The organism is Acidovorax sp. (assembly GCF_022763525.1).
GTDB lineage: Bacteria > Pseudomonadota > Gammaproteobacteria > Burkholderiales > Burkholderiaceae_C > Acidovorax.
Map to the genome: position 1 here is coordinate 1 of NZ_JALEGG010000265.1, position 18,416 is coordinate 18,416.

Sequence of the window (18,416 nt, forward strand, 5' to 3'; positions counted from 1 at the left end):
AGGGGCGCAGGTAGCGCGACTCATCCTCCACCTCGACCACCACCGCGGTGGTGTCCTGCACCGGCGCCGCAGGCTCGACACCCGCTTCGCGCAGGATGCGCTCGAGCTGCGCTGCGTCGATGGCCTGGCCTTCGCTGCGCATCACCGCCTGCTCCAGCACGTTGCGCAACTCGCGGATATTGCCGCGCCAGGGCTGCCCGGCAAGCAGGGCCATGGCCTCGGGCAGCAGCTCGGGCGGCGGGGTGCCGTTGCGCAGCGCGAGGTCGTCGCCCAGCGCCTCGACCAGCGCAGGAATGTCGCTGCGCCGCGCCCGCAGCGGCGGCACGCGCACTGGCAGCACGTGCAAGCGGTAGAACAGGTCTTCGCGGAACTTGCCCTCGCGCACCAGTGCCAGCAGATCGCGCGAGGTGGCCGCCAGGATGCGCACGTTGAAGGGCACGAGCTGGTTGCTGCCCAGCGGCTCGATCTCCCCCTCCTGCAGGGCGCGCAGCAGCTTGGCCTGCAGGCTTTGAGGCATGTCGCCGATTTCGTCAAGGAACAGGGTGCCACCGTCGGCCAGCTTGAACTTGCCGTCGCGTCCCTTGGCCGATGCGCCGGTGTAGGCGCCCGGGGCCACGCCAAAGAACTCGGCCTCGAGCAACGTGTCGGGCACGGCCGCGATGTTGACGCTGACAAACGGACCGCTTGCCCGGCTGGATGCTGCATGGATGGCGTGGGCCAGCAGTTCCTTGCCTGTACCCGTCTCGCCCAGCAGCAGCACCGGGCTGCTGGACTGCGCTGCACGGCGCGCTTGGCGCTTGACCTCGGCCGCGGCGGGGCTGGATCCGATGAAGCTGGCAAAGGTGTACTTGGACCGCCGCTCGCCATCGCCCGCCACCGCCAGGCTGCGGCGGCGCTGGCTGGCCAGTTCGCGCCGTGCGTCGTCCAGGTCACGCTGCAGCAACGCAAATTTGCTGATGAGTGGCTGCAGCGTGGTTTCGGGATGGTCGAAGAGCACGATGCCGATCGCGCCGATCACGCGGTCGGCATCATCCCGCAGCGGAATCCGGCTGACCACGAAAGTGCCCGCCTTGTTGGTGAGCAGGTCAATGAGCACGGGTTGGCCGGTTTCGAGCACGCGGCGCATCTGGGTGTTGGGAATGACCTCTTCCACCGTGCGGCCCACGAATTCGTCCACCGACGAGAAGCCCAGGTCGGGCAGGAAGCGCTGATAGCCCTCGTTCACCCACACGATGCGACCGCTGCGGTCCACCAGGAACATGCCCTGGCTGACGCTGGAAAACAGCTGGAACATGGAGCGTGCCGCCAGTTCCAGAATGCCCTGGGCATCCAGCGGCAGAGCGGGGGCGTCGTCGTTGAGCAGGGGCATCCGCGGATGGTAGCGCGGCGGTCCGCAGGGATGGGCTTGCACAGCCGTCACGCGATCCAGAAGCTATTATTTTTATAGCTGCCTGCGCTTGATCAGCGGGCGCTACGGCCTGTTTCGCATCAAATTCCTGCGTGTGCAGCGGGCTGGGCCGCGCCAGCCGGACGCTGCGCACGCGTCATGCGCAGGACGACCATGGGCTGGATGGCCGCCAGCGCCTCGGCCTCGCGCACGGCCAGCGGCTGGTCCACCAGGATGCAGGGCTTGCCTGTGCGGCGGCAGTGGTCCTGCACGCGCCAGTACTCGTCGTGGCTGACGCAGCCGGTCTGGCAGATGACCAGATCCGCCGCGGCAAGGTTCGCGTCCAGAGCGCTGGCCGCCACGGCGTCCGCTTCGGTCCGCCCCGCCCCGCTGGCCGCGGCTGGCGGGTGGGGATCTGCCACTCCTCGGGGGCGCTCGGGCTCCACCGCATTGGGCTGCGGCACCTCCCCATTCCCCTGTGCGGCCAAGCGCCAGCGCAGGCATTCGCGCGACAGGCTGGCAATGCGCTCGGCCAGCACGCTGATGTGGCGGGCCATCGCCTTGCGGCGCGGGAGGCTGGGGTGCGTTTGGCTCAGCTGTGCCAACTGATCCTGCGCCAGGGCGAGCCGCGTGTCTCGCACGATCACCTGGGCGCGCAGCCGCAATACCTGGGCCTGCAGGGCCTCGATCTGCGCCGCCTGTGCGCTCACGATGGTGCTGCAGCGCTTTTGCGCATCGCCCAATTGACGGCACAGCGCCAGAAACTCCTGCGGAAGTGATTGCATGCGCCACCTTTGCAAATAAGAACGATTCGCATTTTATGGTAGGATTCGCGGCTTGTGAGAACGCAAGTCACCGTGGTGGGGAAGGCACCGGGGGCAGGAAGCCTCCGGTGCTTGGCTTGCACGCAACCCGGTAAAAGCCCTGCCTGTGGGCGACCCCAAAAAACAAAACCGCGCCATTGCAGCGCGGTTTCTTTTTGTGGGCCAGCACAGGCGTGCTGCTCGGCGGTCAGGCCTGGGCCAAGGCCAGCTTGCGCGCTGCCCAGCGCCGCAGCACGCGCGGCAGGATCAGCACCGCCAGAATGATCACGAGCAGCGTGATGGATCCGGGGCGCTCCAGGAAGATCGTCCACTTGCCTTCGCCAATCGACACGGCATTGCGCATCTGCGCCTCGGCCAGGGGGCCCAGGATCATGCCCACCACCACCGGTGCCGAAGGGAAGTCAAAGCGGCGCATGACCACGCCCAGCAGGCCGATGGCGTACAGCAGTACCAGGTCAAAGGCGCTCTGGCGCATGCCATAAACCCCCAGCGTCGAGAACACCAGGATGCCCGCGTACAGGTACGACTTCGGAATGTTCAGCAGCTTCACCCACAAGCCAACCAAAGGCAGGTTCAGGATGAGCAGCATCACGTTGCCGATGTACATCGACGCGATCAGCGCCCACACCAGCGCGCCGTTGGTGTCGAACAACTGCGGGCCGGGGTTGATGCCGTAGTTCTGGAACGCGCCCAGCAAGATGGCCGTGGTGTTGGACGTGGGAATGCCCAGGGTGAGCAGCGGAATCAGCGTGGCCGTGATGGCCGCGTTGTTGGCCGCCTCAGGGCCGGCCACGCCTTCGATGGCGCCGGTGGTACCAAACTCCTCGGGATTCTTGCTGAGCTTCTTCTCGGCCGCGTAGCTCAGGAAGGTCGGAATTTCGGAGCCGCCCGCAGGCACGGTGCCAAACGGAAAACCGATGAACGTGGCGCGGATCCAGGCGGGCCAGGAGCGCTTCCATTCTTCCTTGGTCATGTGCGTGCTCGTCAGGCGGTTCTGCGTCTCGTCCACGCGGCCTTCGTACATCACGTTGTACAGCGCCTCGCCCACCGCAAACAGGCCTACGGCGATCAGCACGACTTCAATGCCGTCCATGAGCTCGGGCACCCCACCGGTATAGCGTGCCTGGCCCGTGATCTGGTCGATGCCGATGAGGCCCATGGCGAGCCCCACGAACAGCGCCACCATGCCGCGCAGCGTGCTCTTGCCCAGCACCGCGCTCACCGTGGTGAACGCCAGCACCATCAACAGGAAGTACTCGGGCGGTCCCAGGCGCACGGCATATTCGGCCACCAGGGGCGCAAAGAAGGTGACCAGCACCGTTGCGATGGTGCCCGCCACGAACGAACCAATGGCCGCCGTGGCCAGCGCCGCACCGGCACGGCCGCTCTTGGCCATCTTGTTGCCTTCCATGGCCGTGACCATGGAGCCGGCTTCACCCGGGGTGTTGAGCAGAATGGAGGTGGTGGAGCCCCCGTACATGGCGCCGTAGTAAATCCCGGCGAAGAAGATCATCGAGGCCGTGGCCTCGACCTTGACGGTGATGGGCAGCAGCATGGCCACGGCCACCGCCGGCCCGATGCCCGGCAGCACGCCGACCGCTGTGCCGATCATGCAGCCCACAAAGGCCCACATGAGGTTGATGGGTGTCGCCGCGGTGGCGAATCCCTGCATCAAAAGGTTCAACGTTTCCATAGCGTGCAGGCCTTACAGCCACCCCGTGTTGGTCAGGCCAGGCAGGTTGATGGCCAGCATTTTGGTAAACATCCAGAAAACCGGAGCAGACAGTGCGATGCCGATGGCGGTGTCCTTGATCCAGGCTTGCAGACGCAGGTCCAGCTCGCCTTCAGAGCTCCGAAAGCCCCGCACCGCGAGCACGAAGCACAGCGTGCAGCTGAGAATGAAGCCCAGGGTGGTGATGAGCGCGGCATTGAGCAGCAACCCGGCAGAAACCCAGACAAAACCCTTCCAGTGGGCACGCGGATCGCCCGAGCCTTCTTCGAGGTCGCGAAAACCACCGGTCAGCGCCTGCACCACGCACAGCACGCCACACACCAGCACGGCAATGCTGACCACCCAGGGAAAGAAGTTGGGACCGACGCCGCCATAGCCCGCTTCGGAGCTGACCGAGCTGGCGCCCCAGGCGAGCAACAGCGAAAGAGCGACCAAGCCCAGGCCCACCAGGGTCTGCAGCGGCTTGGAGCGCGATGAATGTTGTTGTGTCATTTTTTTATCCTCGCACGCACCACCCATGCACACCTGCGCCAACGTGGTCCGCCCGAGAGGCGGTGCCACGGCGGCAGCGGTGTGCGGCGGCGTCAGATCATGCCGGACTTGGCCATCGTGGCCCGCATGCTGGCGAACTCTGCGTCCACGAAGTTGGCAAACTCGTCGCCTGCCATCCAGGCGGGGGTCCAGCCGTTCTTCTCCATGGCGTCCTGCCAGGCCTTGTGCTTGAAGGTCTTGGCCAGCGCGTCGATCAGGGCCTTGCGCTGCTCGGCCGTGATGCCGGGGGCGCCATACACACCGCGCCAGTTGCCGATTTCCACATTGATGCCCTGCTCCTTGAGCGTGGCCACGTTCACACCTTTCAGGCGCGAGCCCGAGGTGACCCCCACCGCGCGCATCTTGCCGGCCGCGATGTACTCGGCAAACTCGCTGTAGCCGCTGCCGCCCACGGTGACATTGCCACCCAGGATGGCTGCAGTGGCCTCGCCACCCCCACGGAAAGCCACGTAGTTGATCTTGGCAGGGTCCACACCCACTTCGCGCGCAATCATGGCCGCCGCGATGTGCTCGGTAGAGCCGCGCGAACCACCCCCCCACTTCACGCTGCCGGGGTCCTTCTTGAGCTGGTCTACCACGTCCTTCATGGACTTGAACGGCGAATTGGCGGGCAGCACGAACACGTTGTATTCGCTTGTCAGGCGCGCCAGCGGCGTGACCTTGTCCAGGCCCACCGGGGGCTTGCCGGTGATGATGCCGCCCAGCATCACGGCGCCCATCACCATCAGTGCGTTCGGGTCGCCCTTGCTGGCGTTGACGAACTGCGCCAGGCCGATCGCGCCGGCTGCACCGCCCTTGTTGTCATAAGACACCGCCGATGCCACCCCTGCATCCTGCATCGCCTTGCCCAACGCACGGCCCGTGGTATCCCACCCGCCGCCAGGGTTGGCCGGAATCATCATCTTGAGGGCCGGAGCGCTCTGGGCGGACACAGGCAGCGCGCCTGCTGCTGCCATGGCAGCCAGTGTTTTAAGGAAGGTATCGCGACGCATGGTGTCTCCTTGTAAGGTTTGCGAACCGCTCGATGATGCGCGCCCTGCCTGTCAAACGGCTGTCCTCGAACCTAGGGAAAACCCCTTGTGGCACTGCGCACCTTCGCCCCACGGGGAGCGCACCCAGCGGCCTGGCAGTGCCAGTTCCACGGGCGCATCGGACTCGGGCGCGCCGATTTCGTCGACTCGCTGGCGAACGGAGCGCAGGGCGGCAGCCGCTGCCTGCGCCGGTTCTGCGCGGAATCCGCAGGTGCGCATGCGGGCCACGGGAGTGATATGTTCTCAAGCATGCAATTGCTTCTTGTTGAAGACGACCCGACCATGCAGGCCACGCTGCACCGCGCCTTGACGCGGCGTGGCATGGAAGTCACCGCCGTAGGAGACGGCCGCGCGGCCCTGGGCCAATGGGCGGCCCGGCAGCCCGATGCCGTCATCCTCGACCTCACCCTGCCCGGGCTGGACGGCCTGCAAGTGCTGCAGCAGGCACGCACGCGTGGCCTGCGCACGCCGGTGCTCATCCTGACTGCGCGCGGCACCGTGGGTGACCGCGTGATGGGCCTGAACGCAGGCGCGGACGACTACCTGCCCAAACCCTTTGATCTGGACGAGCTGGAAGCCCGCCTGCGGGCGCTGGTGCGCCGCAGCGCCGAACCCGCCCCCGGCACGCCGATGGCGCCCAGCACCGTACAGATCGGCGCCATCCGCTACGACAAGGACAGTGGCGCGCTTTACTTGAACGGCGAAGTCATGGAGCTGACCCCACGCGAACTGGCGCTGATGCACGCCCTGCTCGCCCAGCCAGGCCATGCGGTGACCAAGGAGCGGCTGTATGAACTGGTGTTCCCCGGCCAACTGGACGTGCAGTACGAAGCCATCGAGGTGGTGGTTTACCGCCTGCGCAAGAAACTGTCGGGCACGGGCCTCACGCTGATGACCTTGCGCGGACTGGGCTATCTGCTGCGGGCAGACACATGAACGCCGCAGTGGGCATGCAGCGCCATCCATCCCTGCGCCGCAGGCTGCTGCTGGGCATCCTGCTGCCGGTGGTGCTGTTCATCGGCTTCAACACCTACAGCCTCTACCAGCAAACCCTGGCCTCACTCAACACGGCCTATGACCGCACGCTGCTGGCATCGGCCAAGAGCATCAGCGAACAGCTCGACGTGCGGGGCTACGATGATGCAGCGCAGTTGCGCGCCACAGTGCCCTACTCCGCACTGGAGGCCTTTGAGGCAGACAACCAGAGCCAGATGTTCTACCGCGTGTCCACCTTGCAGGGCGACCTGGTGTCAGGGTTTGCCGAGCTGCCTGTGTGGCGTGGACAGATACCAGATCGCCCGCCCTACGCGGCCCTGGTGGATTTCTACGACGAACGCTTTCGGGACCGCGATGTACGCGTTGCGGTGCTGCTGCAGCCCGTGGCGAGCTCGGAAGGCCGCACCATGGCTGTGATTCAGGTGGCAGAAACCCTGGAAGTGCGCGAAACCCTGGCCCTGCAGATCCTGCGCAACACCCTGCTGCGCCAGGCTGTCCTGATCGCCGTGATTGGCTTGACCGTCGTGCTGGTGGTGCAGCGGGCCATCCATCCCGTGCGGCAATTGAGCCTGCAGCTGCAGGGGCGCCGCGAAGGAGACCTGAGCCCCATCGCCGCCCCATCCACCCCGCGCGAGCTGCAGCCGCTCATCGATGCCACCAACGAGGTCATGCAGCGCCTGCGTCATCTGCTGCGGCACCAAAAGCGCTTTGTGCGCGATGCCTCGCATCAGTTGCGCACGCCGTTGGCGGTGCTCAAGACCCAGGTGCAATCCGCCCTGCGTGGCGATGTGGAGCCTCAGCAGGCCCTGCACGAAATCAGCGATACCGTGGACCGCGCAACCCAGCTGGCCAACCAGATGCTGGCGCTGGCCAAGGTGGAGCAGCTGCGCCAGCAAAGCACCCCGCCCGCCGCGCGGCTGGATGACATCCTGCGCGCCGTGGCGCTGGAGATATCGCCCTTGATCGCACAGCGTGACCTGGACTTCGGCATCCACACCGAGCCCGCGCGGGTGCTGGCCCACGAGTGGATGCTGCGCGAGCTCAGCCGCAACCTGCTGCACAACGCCGTGCGCCATGCGCCAGAAGGCAGCGAACTCACCGTGGACCTGCGCACCGACAGCCGCCATCTGGCACTCACCATCAGCGACCACGGGCCGGGCATTGACGACGAGCTCGCCACACGCCTGTTCCAACCCTTCTCGGCCGGCGACGTGCGCACAGGCAGCGGCCTGGGCCTGGCCATCTGCCACGAGATTGTGCAGGCCCTCGGGGGCACCATCGCGCTGACCAACCGAACGGCAGGCGGCCGCGTGGTCGGGCTGGACGCCGTGGTCCGCCTCCCCCTGGCCGCGCCCTCGGCTGACAGCGCGGCGCCGGACCACGCGGCACAATCGCCCGCATGAAAAACCTCCCGCTGGAGACCATGCGCCTGGACAAGTGGCTGTGGTGCGCCCGCTTTTACAAAACGCGCAGCCTGGCTGCCGAAGAGATCGCCAAAGGCCGGGTCACCGTCAACGACCAACCCGCCAAGCCAGCACGCGACCTGCGCTGCGGCGACACCGTGGCGCTGCGCCAGGGGGTGGTACCACGCACTGTATTGGTCAAGGGCTTGAGCGGCGCACGCGGGCCGGCCCCGGTCGCGCAGCAGCTGTACGAGGAAACCCCCGAGAGCATCGCCGCGCGCGAGAAAACCGCCGAACTGCGCCGCTTGGCCCCCGAACCTGCCGCGAGCCTGCAGGAAGGCCGTCCCACCAAACGCGATCGGCGAGAGATCGACAAGGTCCAGCAGCGAGGGAACGACTGGGGCAGCCGATGGAGCGCATCCATTGATGAGTAAAGCCCGCTGAAGCTTGCCATGCTGTGGCACTGCATGGGGCCTAGATTGATGGAGCTGAGAACGTGCGCTTGGGATGAACTTTCCAAAGGATTGCGCGGCACATCGGAAAGCTCAGCGTGAATGGATCCTGGGCGGTGGAGCCGACTCAGCACGAACCTGCCCAAGATCTGCTCAAGACCTGTAGAAAAGCAAAAAACCCCAAGTGAATGGATCACTTGGGGTTCTGGCTTGGCGGAAACGGAGGGATTCGAACCCTCGATGAGGCTCTACACCCCATACTCCCTTAGCAGGGGAGCACCTTCGGCCACTCGGTCACGTTTCCAATCCCGCCATTATGCCTTATTTCAGGGGCACTTTTGACGTACCGGGCAGCCCGAGCGACGCCCAGGTCCTGGACAAAGCTAAGGCGGGTTTGCGCCGTGGACCAAGGCAGCGGGATCGGACCAATCCAGGTGGGCTCCACTGCGCACCACGAATCCGCGCCCGACCTTGATGTGGATCCGATGGCCTCGGGTAGTGCAAGCTGCAAGTTGATCCAGCAATTCCGCCAACTGCGCAGCAGCTGGTGTCGTCTGGTGGTGCTGGCGCAACCACCATCGCATCACGTTGGCCTGCCGGGCACGGCTGAGCTGTTGCACGGCTTGGATCCGCGGCGGCACACCCACCTGGGCCAGGTCTGCCGTGGCAATTTCGTGTAGTAGCTCTGCGGCCTGTGCGGCGTTCGATGCCGAGCGCGCAAAGGTGTCGCGAAATGCCGGAAACACGGCGTCCAACGCAGGAAGCAGCTGCGCGCGGATGCGATTGCGGGTGTAGCGAAGGTCGGCGTTGGTGGGGTCTTCAATCCAGGCGATGCCCTGTGCGAGCAGCCAGCGCCGCACGTCAGCGCCCGCCACCTGCAGCAGCGGGCGGTACCACGTCAGCCCGGCGCGCTGCCAGCGGGCGGGCATGGCGGCCAATCCGGCCACACCCGCGCCGCGCGACAAAGCCAGCAGCAGTGTTTCTGCCTGGTCGTCGGCATGCTGCGCCAATGCTACCGATTTGATAGCTGGTTGCGCTTGACTGCCCTGCGCTACAGCATCAAAAGCCTCATATCTCGCCTGCCGCGCCGCGTCTTCGGGGCTTTGACCGCGTGCGTTGCGCGCATCCACGTGCTGCAGGATCAGCGGGACGCCCAGCTGATGGCACAGGTCTGCACACTGAAGAGCAAAACCGTCGGCCGCAGCCTGCAGGCCATGGTGCACATGGATGGCTTGCACCTGCCCCGGCCAACGCCGCGCACAGGCGACCAGCAAGGCCGTGGAGTCGGCTCCTCCGCTGAGCCCCACGGCCAGCGGAAGCGCGGGCGCAAAGGCCTGGATGGCGGCCTCGAACGACTGGGTCACGCTGCGCCTTCCCCCGCATCGGCGCGGTGAAGAAACAAGCAGGGGCCCACCAGGGCGCGGGGACGGCAGCACATGGGGGCGGATTATCGCGGCCGCCGCCGAGCGCCCCGTGCTTGGTGCCAGGGCGACTCAGCGGCCGGGTGCAGCCAGGCGCGGCGCCGGATGCGCCGTGTCGGTCGACAGGCGGAAGGTGCCCACCACCTCGGACAGCCGCACCGACTGGTCCTTGAGGCTTTGTGCCGCAGCGGCGCTCTGTTCCACCAGGGCTGCGTTCTGCTGGGTCATCTGGTCCAGTTGCGCGACGGCCTGACCCACCTCGCCAATGCTGGTGCTCTGCTCGTTGGTGGATGCAGTGATCTCGGCCATGATGTCCGTGACGCGCTGCACGGACGTGACGATGTCGGTCATGGTGGTACCGGCGTCGTGCACCAGGCGCGAGCCGTTCTCGACCTGCTCGACCGAGGTGTTGATCAGCGTCTTGATCTCGCGCGCCGCCTCCGCACTGCGCTGCGCCAGGCTGCGCACCTCGCCCGCCACCACGGCGAAGCCCCGCCCCTGCTCGCCAGCCCGCGCGGCCTCCACCGCCGCGTTCAGCGCCAGGATGTTGGTCTGGAAGGCGATGCCGTCAATCACGCCGATGATGTCGTTGATCTTGCGCGAGGCCGCGTTGATCTGCTCCATGGTGGTCACCACATTGCCCACCACGGTGCCACCGTGCTGCGCCACGCTGGAAGCCTGGGCCACCAGCTGGTTGGCCTGGCGCGCCGCGTCGGCGTTGTGCCGCACTGTCTCTGTGAGCTGCTGCATGGACGCCGAGGTCTGCTGCAGGCTGGAGGCCGTGAGCTCGGTGCGCCCGCTCAGGTCCTGGTTGCCGGTGGCGATCTCCTCGGCCGCCACGCGCACCGAGCTGCTGGCATCGCGGATCTGGGCCAGCACGCCTGAGAGCTTGCCCGCGAAGTTGTTGAAGCTCGAGGCGATCTGCGCCAGCTCGTCCTCGCCATGGGTTTCGATGCGGCGCGAGAGGTCGCCGTCACCCTCGCCCACTTCGTGCATCGCATCACGCACCTGGGTGAGGCGGCGCAGGCGCTGCGTCAGCACAGCCGCCAGCAGGGCCACGGCGATGGACAGCACCACGATGCTGGACAGCACCGAGGTGGTCAGCATCGCGCGGATGGGCGCGAGCGCCTCGCTTTCGTCCAGCGCCACCACCAGCATCCAGCTGGTGCCGGCGATCGGCACCACCGTGAGCAGCCGCTGGCGGCCGCCAATTTCCACACCCAGCAGTTCCTTGGCCTTGGTTGCAGCCTGCAGTTTTTCCGACGTGAGGCCTGGCGCCAGATCGGTCAGCGGCTTGAGGGTGAGCGCTGCATCGGGGTGGGCGATGATCTTGCCGTCACTGGACGCCATGAAGCCGAAGCTCTGCGGCGTGGGCCGCACCGACGCGACGGTGGCCACCACGGACTCCATCGACACATCGCCCGCAGCAACCCCCTTGAGCGCCGCCCCGGTGCCCACGGGCGAAGCAAAGGTGACGACGAGCTTGCCGTCCGAGGCCGAAATGTAGGGCGGCGTGATGACCGGCGCGCCCGCAGTGGCCGCCTGCTTGTACCAGGGCCGGGCGGTGGGGTCGTAGTCAGGCGGCAGGTTGCGCGTTTCGGAAAAGATGTACTTCTTGTCGGCAAAGCCAAAGTACACCGTGGAGAACTTGCCGGCATCGCGCAGCATTGCAAGGGTCTTGGCGGGCTCGGGCTCCTCGAACGCGGCGACGGAGGCCGCAACGATCATGGCCTTGCCGCGGCCCCATTCCTCGATGGTCTCCCCATGGCTCTTGGCAGTGGCCTGGCTCTCCTCGATGAGGCTCTCGCGGGCCTGAGTTCGTGCCACCAGGAAGTTGGCCATGGTAAGCACCAGCAGCGCCAGCACGAGGCAGGCAGCGGACAGCGCAAGAATCTGACCTTTGAGCGTTTTGAGCAGCGACATGAGGCCCTCCTGTATCCCCCCTCAGAGGAGGGCAAAAAACATGCTACATCTGGTTGCAACCGGAGCGCTAGCGGGCAAGCCCGATCCACCGCATGGGCGTTGACACCAAACGACAGACGGCTCCGAAGAGCCGTCTTTCAATACTGCTGTGGCAGACCCAGCAACGGAGCGGGATCAGCCCCCAAGCGCGCACCGCCAGCAGGTCAGCGGCTGTCCGCCTTGGTGTCGCTGAACCGGCCGTAGCTTTGCAGGCGCTCGTAGCGGCGCTCCAGCAGGTCCTTGACCTTGAGGTCGGCCACCTGGCGGAAGGCATCGCCCAGCGCGCGCTTGAGGAACGCGGCCATCTGCTTGTGGTCGCGGTGCCCGCCGCCCACGGGTTCGTTCACGATCTTGTCCACCAGACCCAGGGCCTTGAGGCGGTGCGCCGTGATGCCCAGCGCATCGGCCGCTTCCTGGGCCTTGTCGCTGGTCTTCCACAGGATGGACGCGCAACCCTCGGGGCTGATCACGGAGTAGATGGCGTACTGCAGCATGATCACCTGATCGGCCACGCTGATGGCCAGCGCGCCGCCGGAGCCGCCTTCGCCGATGATGGTGGTGATGATGGGCACCTCGAGCTGCGCCATCTCGAAGATGTTGCGGCCGATGGCTTCGGACTGGCCACGCTCCTCGGCGTCGATGCCGGGGTAGGCGCCGGGCGTGTCCACAAAGGTGAACACCGGCAGCTTGAACTTCTCGGCCGTCTTCATCAGGCGCAGGGCCTTGCGGTAGCCCTCGGGCTTGCTCATGCCGAAGTTGCGCATGGCGCGCTCTTTGGTGTCACGGCCCTTCTGGTGGCCGATGACCATGCAGGCGTGGCCGTTGAAGCGTGCCAGCCCGCCCACAATGGACAGGTCGTCCGCGTAGTGGCGGTCGCCGTGCAATTCGACAAAGTCGGTGAAGATGTCGCGCACATAGTCGAGCGTGTAGGGGCGCTCGGGGTGGCGGGCAATCTTGGTGATCTGCCAGGGTGTCAGCTCGCTGTAGATGTCCTTGGTGAGCTGCTGGCTCTTTTTGCTGAGCTGGTCGATTTCTTCCGAGATATCGACTGCGCTCTCGGTCTGCACGTAGCGCAGTTCTTCAATTTTGGACTCCAGCTCTGCGATAGGCTGCTCGAAATCCAGAAAGGTTTTTTTCGCCAACGTTGTTCTCCTTAGGGCTCACGCCGGGTCCGGCCGCCACGAATGGCACGCACTGTAACCGACATGTAACGTAACGGGTTTTGTGAAGCGCGCGAGGCGGCCTCAGTAGGCCACGGGCAAGGGGTCCAGCGACCGCCAAATATACCAAGTCGCCACACTGCACCAGGGCTTCCAGGCCTCGGCGACTTCGCGGGCATCGCTGCGGCTGACCGGGTCGCCCGAAAAGTAGTTGTGGCTGATGCCGGCGATCAACCCCGGGTCGTCCAGGGGCAATACATTGGGGCGCATCAGGTAGAAGATGAGGAACATCTCGGCGGTCCAGCGGCCAATGCCGCGGATGGCGACGAGCTCGGCAATGATGGCCTCGTCATCCATCGCCGCCCAGTCCTTGACGTGGAGCTTGCCGCTTTCAAAATGCATGGCCAGGTCCACGAGGTAGTCCACCTTGCGCGCAGACAATCCCGCAGCCCGCATGTCGTCGATCTTGAGCTTGAGCACGCTGGCGGGCTTCATGCTGCGGGGCAGTGCGGCAAAGCGCTCCCACACGGCCTGCGCCGACGCCACCGAGACTTGCTGGCCCACAATGGAACGCGCGAGCGTCACAAACGCATCGCCGCGTGTTTGCAGCGCGGCGTCACCGAACTGCGGGATCAGGCGCTTCATGACCCGATCCTTCTTCACCAGGTGCTTGCACGCCTCCGACCAGTAGTCAGGCGTGGCCACTACCAGGGCAGGATTGGCGGCGACATCCGCTATTTTTTTAGTAGCTGCCACCGCTTACCCCATCTGCGCCAGAGGCAAATTTCACAAAAGAAGGGATCACTGCGCGGCTTCCCAGGTCGTGCCGGTGGCGGAGTCCTTGAGCACGATGCCCTGGGCGAGCAGCTCCTGGCGAATGCGGTCAGCCTCGGCAAAGTCCTTGGCCGCCTTGGCGGCGGCCCGGGCGGCAATCTGCGCCTGGATGGCGGATTCGTCCAGCGCCGCGCCGGCCTGCAGGAAGGCTCGCGGGTCACCCTGCAATACACCGAGGCAGCTTCCCAGCGCCTTGAGCAACCCTGCCAGCTCGGCCGAGCGGGTCTTGTTGACCTCGCCTGCCAGGTCGAACAGCACAGCCACGGCCTCGGGCGTACCGAAGTCTTCGTCCATGGCGGCCTTGAAACGGGCGGCATAGGGGCCGGTCCAGTCGATGGACGGCACCTGCGCCGGGGCCACCAGGCTCAGCGCCGTGTACAGGCGCTTCAAAGCTTGGCGCGCATCGTCCAGATGGGCGTCGCTGTAGTTCAGCGCGCTGCGGTAGTGGGCGCGCACCATGAAGAAGCGCAGCGTCTCCGCGTCGTAGCTCTTGAGCACGTCGCGGATGGTGAAGAAGTTGCCCAGGCTCTTGGACATCTTCTCGTTGTCCACGCGCACAAAGCCGTTGTGCACCCAGAACCTGGCCAGGGGCTTGCCCGTGGCGCCTTCGCTCTGGGCGATTTCGTTCTCGTGGTGCGGGAACTGCAGGTCCGCGCCGCCGCCATGGATGTCAAACGTCTCGCCCAGCGTGGCGCAGCTCATGGCCGAGCATTCGATGTGCCAGCCGGGGCGGCCAGCGCCAAAAGCGCTGTCCCACTTGGCCTCGGGCGGCTCCTCGGCCTTGGCGGATTTCCACAGCACAAAGTCGAGCGGGTCTTCCTTGCCGTCCAGCACGGCCACCCGCTCGCCGGCGCGCAGCTCGTCGAGCGACTTGCCCGAGAGCTTGCCGTAGCCATCGAACTTGCGCACGGAATAGTTCACGTCGCCGTTGCTCGCCCGGTAGGCCAGGCCCTTGCCTTCCAGCTGTGTGATGAGCGAGAGCATCTGGGGCACGTATTCGGTGGCGCGGGGCTCGACCGACGGCGGCTCGATGCCCAGCAGGCCGATGTCCTGGTGCATGGCGGCGATCATCTCGTCGGTGAGCTGGCGGATGGTGATGCCCCGCTCCAGCGCGCGCTTGATGATCTTGTCGTCGATGTCGGTGATGTTGCGCACGTAGGTGACCTTCAGGCCGCTGGCCTTGAGCCAGCGCTGCACCACGTCAAACGCCATCATCATGCGGGCATGGCCGATGTGGCAAAGGTCGTAGATGGTCATGCCGCACACATACATGCGCACATGGCCGGGTTCGAGCGGGGAAAAGTCCTCCAATGCACGCGAAAGCGTGTTGTAGATGCGCAAGCTCATGGGATTTCAGTTACGGGAGACGGGATGGGGGTGGGCGAAATGGGCCCCGGCAGCACAGGGGCGGCAGCCCCTTTGGCGGGGGCCGGCCCGGCGAGGGCGTCCAGCGAAATCACCAGCGGCAACAGCGTACCGTCATGACAACCCCCTCAGCTACAATCCGCCGCAGTATAAGCCCCCGCCCGGGCCTGACGCTGCCCAACTCCCCTCACCTCTCCATGAAGCAAGTCCGCCGCACACTTCCACGCCTCCTGCGCCTGATGGCACTGACCGCGCTCATGAGCGCCGGCGTGGCCCATGCCAACGACTATGCGGAGATCGCGCAACTGATCAAGGCAGGCAAGCCAGCCGACGCGCTGGCCAAGGCGGACCAGCGCCTGGCGGCCAACCCGCGCGACCCCCAGTTGCGCTTCCTGCGCGGCGTGGCGCAGGCGGATTCCGGCAAGCCGGCCGACGCGATTGCCACGTTCACCAAGCTCACGGAAGAGTATCCGGAGCTGCCCGAGCCCTACAACAACCTGGCCGTGCTGTACGCCAACCAGAACCAGCTGGACAAGGCCCGCACCGCGCTCGAGATGGCGATCCGCACCAACCCGAGCTACGCGACGGCCCATGAGAACCTGGGCGACATCTATGCCAAGCTGGCCAGCCAGGCCTACAACAAGGCGCTGCAGCTGGACGCCACCAGCGCCAATTCGGTCAAGCCCAAGCTCGCGCTGATCCGCGAGCTGTTTTCCGCGGACTTGACGGGCAAGGGCGTGCGCCCCGCCGCTGCCACGGCGCCAGCCGCCGCCACGCCGGCCGTGGTGGCAACGCAGCGGCCCGCGCCGCCTGCGCCCGCTCCTGCTGCGGCACCCGCCGCGCCGGTACCCGCTCCCGCAGCGGCTCCCGCCCCAGCCCCCACACCGGCACCTGCAGCCGCGCCCGCCACTGCTCCTGCCCCTGCAGCGGCATCCGCTCCCGCAGCTCCTGCGCCCGCCGCCGCCAGCGATGCGGCAGCCACTCAGGCCGTCACGTCCGCCGTGCAAGCCTGGGCGGCCGCGTGGGCGGCCAAGGACATGAAGGGGTATCTCGGCGCCTACGACAAGTCGTTCGACCCGCCCGGCAGCCAATCCCGAGCCGAGTGGGAAAAAGAGCGCGAAGCCCGCATCGTGGGCAAATCCAAGATCAGCGTGCGCCTGTCGGACATGACGGTATCGGTCAAGGGCGACAAGGCCACGGCGCGGTTTCGCCAGGCCTACAGTGCGGATGCGCTCAACGTTTCCAGCCGCAAGACGCTGGACTTGGTGAACAACAACGGCCGCTGGGCCATCGTGCGCGAATCCACGGGCGGTTGAGCGTGAAGCCCCAGGCGGTGCCTGCGCCTGCTGCGCGGGCTTTTTTTTTGCCAGTGCGGTCTCTTCCCTGAGCCGCTGACGACTGCATGGTGCTCCACCCGTTTGCCCATGGCCGCAAGGCGGCGACCAGCGCCGTACTGCTGGCTGCGCTCGCGCAGGCTGCGGCCCCGGCCTACTCGCAATCTCACAAAGCCCGGCGCACGGCACAATCCACACCCGCGCCCAAGGTGTCTGCGGCTCCCAAGCCGCCGGACCTGCGCGATGGCCAGGCCGAGGCCCGGCTGATGGAGGTCTATCGCCTCGCCGCCCGCGGCCAGGGCCGCGAAGCCCTGGCGCAGGCGGAGAGTCTGGCGCGCGACTATCCCAATTTCCAGCTGGCCCAGCTCGCGGTGGGCGATCTGCTGATGGCCCGCACCCGCCCCCTCCGCCGTTTTGGCGACGTGCCCGAGCCCGATACGGCCCGCAGCATCCAGGTCGCGTCCGTGCTGGACGAGCTGCGCAACGAGTCGCGCCAGCGCGTGGATGCGCTGCGCAGCCGCCCGCTTGCGGGCACGATCCCCGCTCAATTCCTGGAGCTCTCGACCCGCTCCCGGCACGCCATCGCGGTGGACGCCTCGCGCTCGCGCCTGTACCTGTTCGAAAATACGGCCAAAGGCCTGGTGCTGGTGGCGGACTACTACGCTTCGGTAGGCAAGCTGGGGATCGAAAAAGGCATCGAAGGCGATCAGCGCACTCCTCTGGGCGTGTACTTCATCACCAGCCGGCTCGACCCCGCCACGCTCAAGGACTTCTACGGCGCGGGCGCACTGCCCATCAACTACCCCAACCCCCTGGACCAGAGCCGGGGCAAAACGGGCGGCGGCATCTGGCTGCACGGCACGCCGCCGGACCAGTTCGCGCGCGCGCCACTGTCCACTGATGGGTGCCTGGTGCTCGCCAATCCCGATCTGGAACGCATCCTGCACACGGTGGAGCCGCGCTCCACACCGGTGGTCATCGCGCGCCAGCTGCACTGGGTGGCACCCCACAGCGTGCAGGCGGAGCGCTCCACCTTCGAGGCGGTCCTCAACGCATGGCGCACAGCCAAGACCGAGGGCGACATGAAACGCCTGCTGAGCTTCTACGCCCCCGACTTCCAAAGCTCCCGCAAGAAGCCGCTGGCCGAGTGGAGCCAGGTGCTGGAGGCTGAAGCCCGTGCGTTGCGTGGGCGGGAACTCCACCTCAAAGACAAGTCTTACCTGCGCTGGACAGATTCTTCCGACACCATGGTGGTAACGTTCGGCGAGGTCGCCGCAGGCGCCCGCACCGGCCCCGTCAAGCGCCAATACTGGGCGCGCCGGGGGCAGCAGTGGCAGATATTTTTCGAAGGAGTGATTGGATGATTTCCAGAAGAAATTCGACCCTGGCGCTTGCCAGTATTGCGCTGGCAGCTACTTTTTCAGTAGCAAACGTGCAGGCCCAGGACGCGCCCAAGGTCAAGCTGGCCACCTCGATGGGTGACATCGTCGTGCAGCTCGACCCGGACAAGGCGCCCAAGACGGTCGAGAACTTTCTGGCCTACGTGAACGACAAGCACTACGACGGCACGGTGTTCCACCGCGTCATCAACGGCTTCATGATCCAGGGCGGCGGCTTCACGGCCGACATGCAGCCCAAGCCTACCCGCGCGCCCATCCCCCTGGAGGCCAACAACGGCCTCAAGAACGATATCTACACGATCGCCATGGCGCGCACGGGTAACCCCAACTCGGCCACTTCGCAGTTCTTCATCAACGTGAAGGACAATGCCATGCTCAACGCTCCCAACCCCGACGGGCATGGGTATGCCGTGTTCGGCAAGGTGATCGAAGGCACGGCCGTGGTGGACAAGATCAAGGCCGTGGCCACTGCCAACAAGGGCCCGCACCAGAACGTGCCCACTACCCCCGTCACCATCACCTCCGCCACCGTGGTGAAGTGAGTGACGCACCTCTTTTTGAAA

At 66.1% G+C, this 18,416-nt stretch carries 16 protein-coding genes and 1 tRNA gene; 6 read left to right on the forward strand and 11 right to left on the reverse strand.

The window, feature by feature from the left end; all coding sequences use genetic code 11:
- The 5 genes from MRY84_RS20335 to MRY84_RS20355 all read right to left on the reverse strand — a co-directional run.
- The coding region (locus tag MRY84_RS20335) for a sigma 54-interacting transcriptional regulator (protein WP_291507496.1) at positions 1-1,369 on the reverse strand (1,369 nt) is incomplete at its 3' end.
- A gap of 119 nt (positions 1,370-1,488) precedes the next feature.
- A complete protein-coding gene (locus MRY84_RS20340; RefSeq protein ID WP_291507497.1) occupies positions 1,489-2,172 on the reverse strand; it encodes a DUF2325 domain-containing protein in 684 nt (227 codons plus the stop codon).
- Positions 2,173-2,398: 226 nt separating this feature from the next.
- Positions 2,399-3,904 carry a tripartite tricarboxylate transporter permease gene (locus MRY84_RS20345; protein ID WP_291507498.1) on the reverse strand — a complete coding sequence of 502 codons (1,506 nt, stop codon included), beginning with the start codon at positions 3,902-3,904 and terminating at the stop codon, positions 2,399-2,401.
- Positions 3,905-3,916: 12 nt separating this feature from the next.
- A complete protein-coding gene (locus tag MRY84_RS20350; RefSeq protein ID WP_291507499.1) occupies positions 3,917-4,435 on the reverse strand; it encodes a tripartite tricarboxylate transporter TctB family protein in 519 nt (172 codons plus the stop codon).
- A 92-nt stretch (positions 4,436-4,527) separates the two neighbouring features.
- On the reverse strand, positions 4,528-5,487 hold the full coding sequence (locus MRY84_RS20355) for a tripartite tricarboxylate transporter substrate-binding protein (protein WP_291507500.1): 960 nt from the start codon (positions 5,485-5,487) through the stop codon (positions 4,528-4,530).
- A 276-nt stretch (positions 5,488-5,763) separates the two neighbouring features.
- On the opposite strand from MRY84_RS20355, the gene MRY84_RS20360 reads away from it, so the two are divergent.
- The 3 genes from MRY84_RS20360 to MRY84_RS20370 are packed head-to-tail and all read left to right on the forward strand — an operon-like array spanning position 5,764 to position 8,359.
- Positions 5,764-6,462 carry a response regulator transcription factor gene (locus MRY84_RS20360; protein WP_291507501.1) on the forward strand — a complete coding sequence of 233 codons (699 nt, stop codon included), beginning with the start codon at positions 5,764-5,766 and terminating at the stop codon, positions 6,460-6,462.
- Positions 6,463-6,476: 14 nt separating this feature from the next.
- On the forward strand, positions 6,477-7,925 hold the full coding sequence (locus tag MRY84_RS20365) for a sensor histidine kinase (protein ID WP_291507510.1): 1,449 nt from the start codon (positions 6,477-6,479) through the stop codon (positions 7,923-7,925).
- Positions 7,922-8,359 (forward strand): S4 domain-containing protein, encoded by a 438-nt coding sequence (locus MRY84_RS20370; protein WP_291507502.1) that lies wholly within the window; start codon positions 7,922-7,924, stop codon positions 8,357-8,359. Before MRY84_RS20365 ends, MRY84_RS20370 begins: the two co-directional genes overlap by 4 nt.
- Before the next feature lie 229 nt (positions 8,360-8,588).
- Here MRY84_RS20370 and MRY84_RS20375 read toward each other — a convergent pair.
- The 6 genes from MRY84_RS20375 to cysS form a co-directional block, all read right to left on the reverse strand.
- A tRNA-Ser gene (locus tag MRY84_RS20375) sits at positions 8,589-8,681 on the reverse strand.
- 79 nt (positions 8,682-8,760) lie between these two features.
- Positions 8,761-9,741, reverse strand: coding sequence for a tRNA lysidine(34) synthetase TilS (gene tilS, locus MRY84_RS20380; RefSeq protein ID WP_291507503.1), 981 nt, complete (start codon positions 9,739-9,741; stop codon positions 8,761-8,763).
- A 129-nt stretch (positions 9,742-9,870) separates the two neighbouring features.
- Entirely contained in the window at positions 9,871-11,721 is a 1,851-nt protein-coding gene (locus tag MRY84_RS20385) for a methyl-accepting chemotaxis protein (protein ID WP_291507504.1), read from the reverse strand.
- A gap of 203 nt (positions 11,722-11,924) precedes the next feature.
- Positions 11,925-12,902: an acetyl-CoA carboxylase carboxyltransferase subunit alpha gene (locus MRY84_RS20390; protein ID WP_291507505.1), complete on the reverse strand. Its 978-nt coding sequence runs from the start codon at positions 12,900-12,902 to the stop codon at positions 11,925-11,927.
- A 102-nt stretch (positions 12,903-13,004) separates the two neighbouring features.
- The gene (locus MRY84_RS20395) at positions 13,005-13,658 is read right to left on the reverse strand and encodes a DNA-3-methyladenine glycosylase 2 family protein (RefSeq protein WP_291507511.1); all 654 of its coding nucleotides are present in this window, start codon (positions 13,656-13,658) and stop codon (positions 13,005-13,007) included.
- A gap of 63 nt (positions 13,659-13,721) precedes the next feature.
- Positions 13,722-15,101 (reverse strand): cysteine--tRNA ligase, encoded by a 1,380-nt coding sequence (gene cysS, locus MRY84_RS20400; RefSeq protein WP_291507506.1) that lies wholly within the window; start codon positions 15,099-15,101, stop codon positions 13,722-13,724.
- 215 nt (positions 15,102-15,316) lie between these two features.
- Between cysS and MRY84_RS20405 the strand changes: the two genes are divergently transcribed.
- The 3 genes from MRY84_RS20405 (at position 15,317) to MRY84_RS20415 (ending at position 18,395) form a co-directional block, all read left to right on the forward strand.
- Positions 15,317-16,435 (forward strand): tetratricopeptide repeat protein, encoded by a 1,119-nt coding sequence (locus tag MRY84_RS20405; RefSeq protein WP_291507507.1) that lies wholly within the window; start codon positions 15,317-15,319, stop codon positions 16,433-16,435.
- A gap of 86 nt (positions 16,436-16,521) precedes the next feature.
- A complete protein-coding gene (locus MRY84_RS20410) occupies positions 16,522-17,817 on the forward strand; it encodes a L,D-transpeptidase family protein (protein ID WP_291507508.1) in 1,296 nt (431 codons plus the stop codon).
- Entirely contained in the window at positions 17,814-18,395 is a 582-nt protein-coding gene (locus tag MRY84_RS20415; RefSeq protein WP_291507509.1) for a peptidylprolyl isomerase, read from the forward strand. The genes MRY84_RS20410 and MRY84_RS20415 overlap by 4 nt, the downstream gene beginning before the upstream one ends.
- Positions 18,396-18,416: the final 21 nt, after the last annotated feature.

Excerpts from the sequence above, each read along its gene's own strand:
- MRY84_RS20350 (WP_291507499.1), bottom strand. The coding sequence starts at position 4,435 with ATGACACAACAACATTCATCGCGCTCCAAGCCGCTGCAGACCCTGGTG.
- MRY84_RS20410 (WP_291507508.1), top strand. The coding sequence starts at position 16,522 with ATGGTGCTCCACCCGTTTGCCCATGGCCGCAAGGCGGCGACCAGCGCC.
- MRY84_RS20405 (WP_291507507.1), top strand. The coding sequence starts at position 15,317 with ATGAAGCAAGTCCGCCGCACACTTCCACGCCTCCTGCGCCTGATGGCA.
- MRY84_RS20360 (WP_291507501.1), top strand. The coding sequence starts at position 5,764 with ATGTTCTCAAGCATGCAATTGCTTCTTGTTGAAGACGACCCGACCATG.
- MRY84_RS20340 (WP_291507497.1), bottom strand. The coding sequence starts at position 2,172 with ATGCAATCACTTCCGCAGGAGTTTCTGGCGCTGTGCCGTCAATTGGGC.
- MRY84_RS20365 (WP_291507510.1), top strand. The coding sequence starts at position 6,477 with ATGCAGCGCCATCCATCCCTGCGCCGCAGGCTGCTGCTGGGCATCCTG.
- MRY84_RS20415 (WP_291507509.1), top strand. The coding sequence starts at position 17,814 with ATGATTTCCAGAAGAAATTCGACCCTGGCGCTTGCCAGTATTGCGCTG.
- cysS (WP_291507506.1), bottom strand. The coding sequence starts at position 15,101 with ATGAGCTTGCGCATCTACAACACGCTTTCGCGTGCATTGGAGGACTTT.
- MRY84_RS20385 (WP_291507504.1), bottom strand. The coding sequence starts at position 11,721 with ATGTCGCTGCTCAAAACGCTCAAAGGTCAGATTCTTGCGCTGTCCGCT.
- MRY84_RS20370 (WP_291507502.1), top strand. The coding sequence starts at position 7,922 with ATGAAAAACCTCCCGCTGGAGACCATGCGCCTGGACAAGTGGCTGTGG.
- MRY84_RS20345 (WP_291507498.1), bottom strand. The coding sequence starts at position 3,904 with ATGGAAACGTTGAACCTTTTGATGCAGGGATTCGCCACCGCGGCGACA.
- MRY84_RS20355 (WP_291507500.1), bottom strand. The coding sequence starts at position 5,487 with ATGCGTCGCGATACCTTCCTTAAAACACTGGCTGCCATGGCAGCAGCA.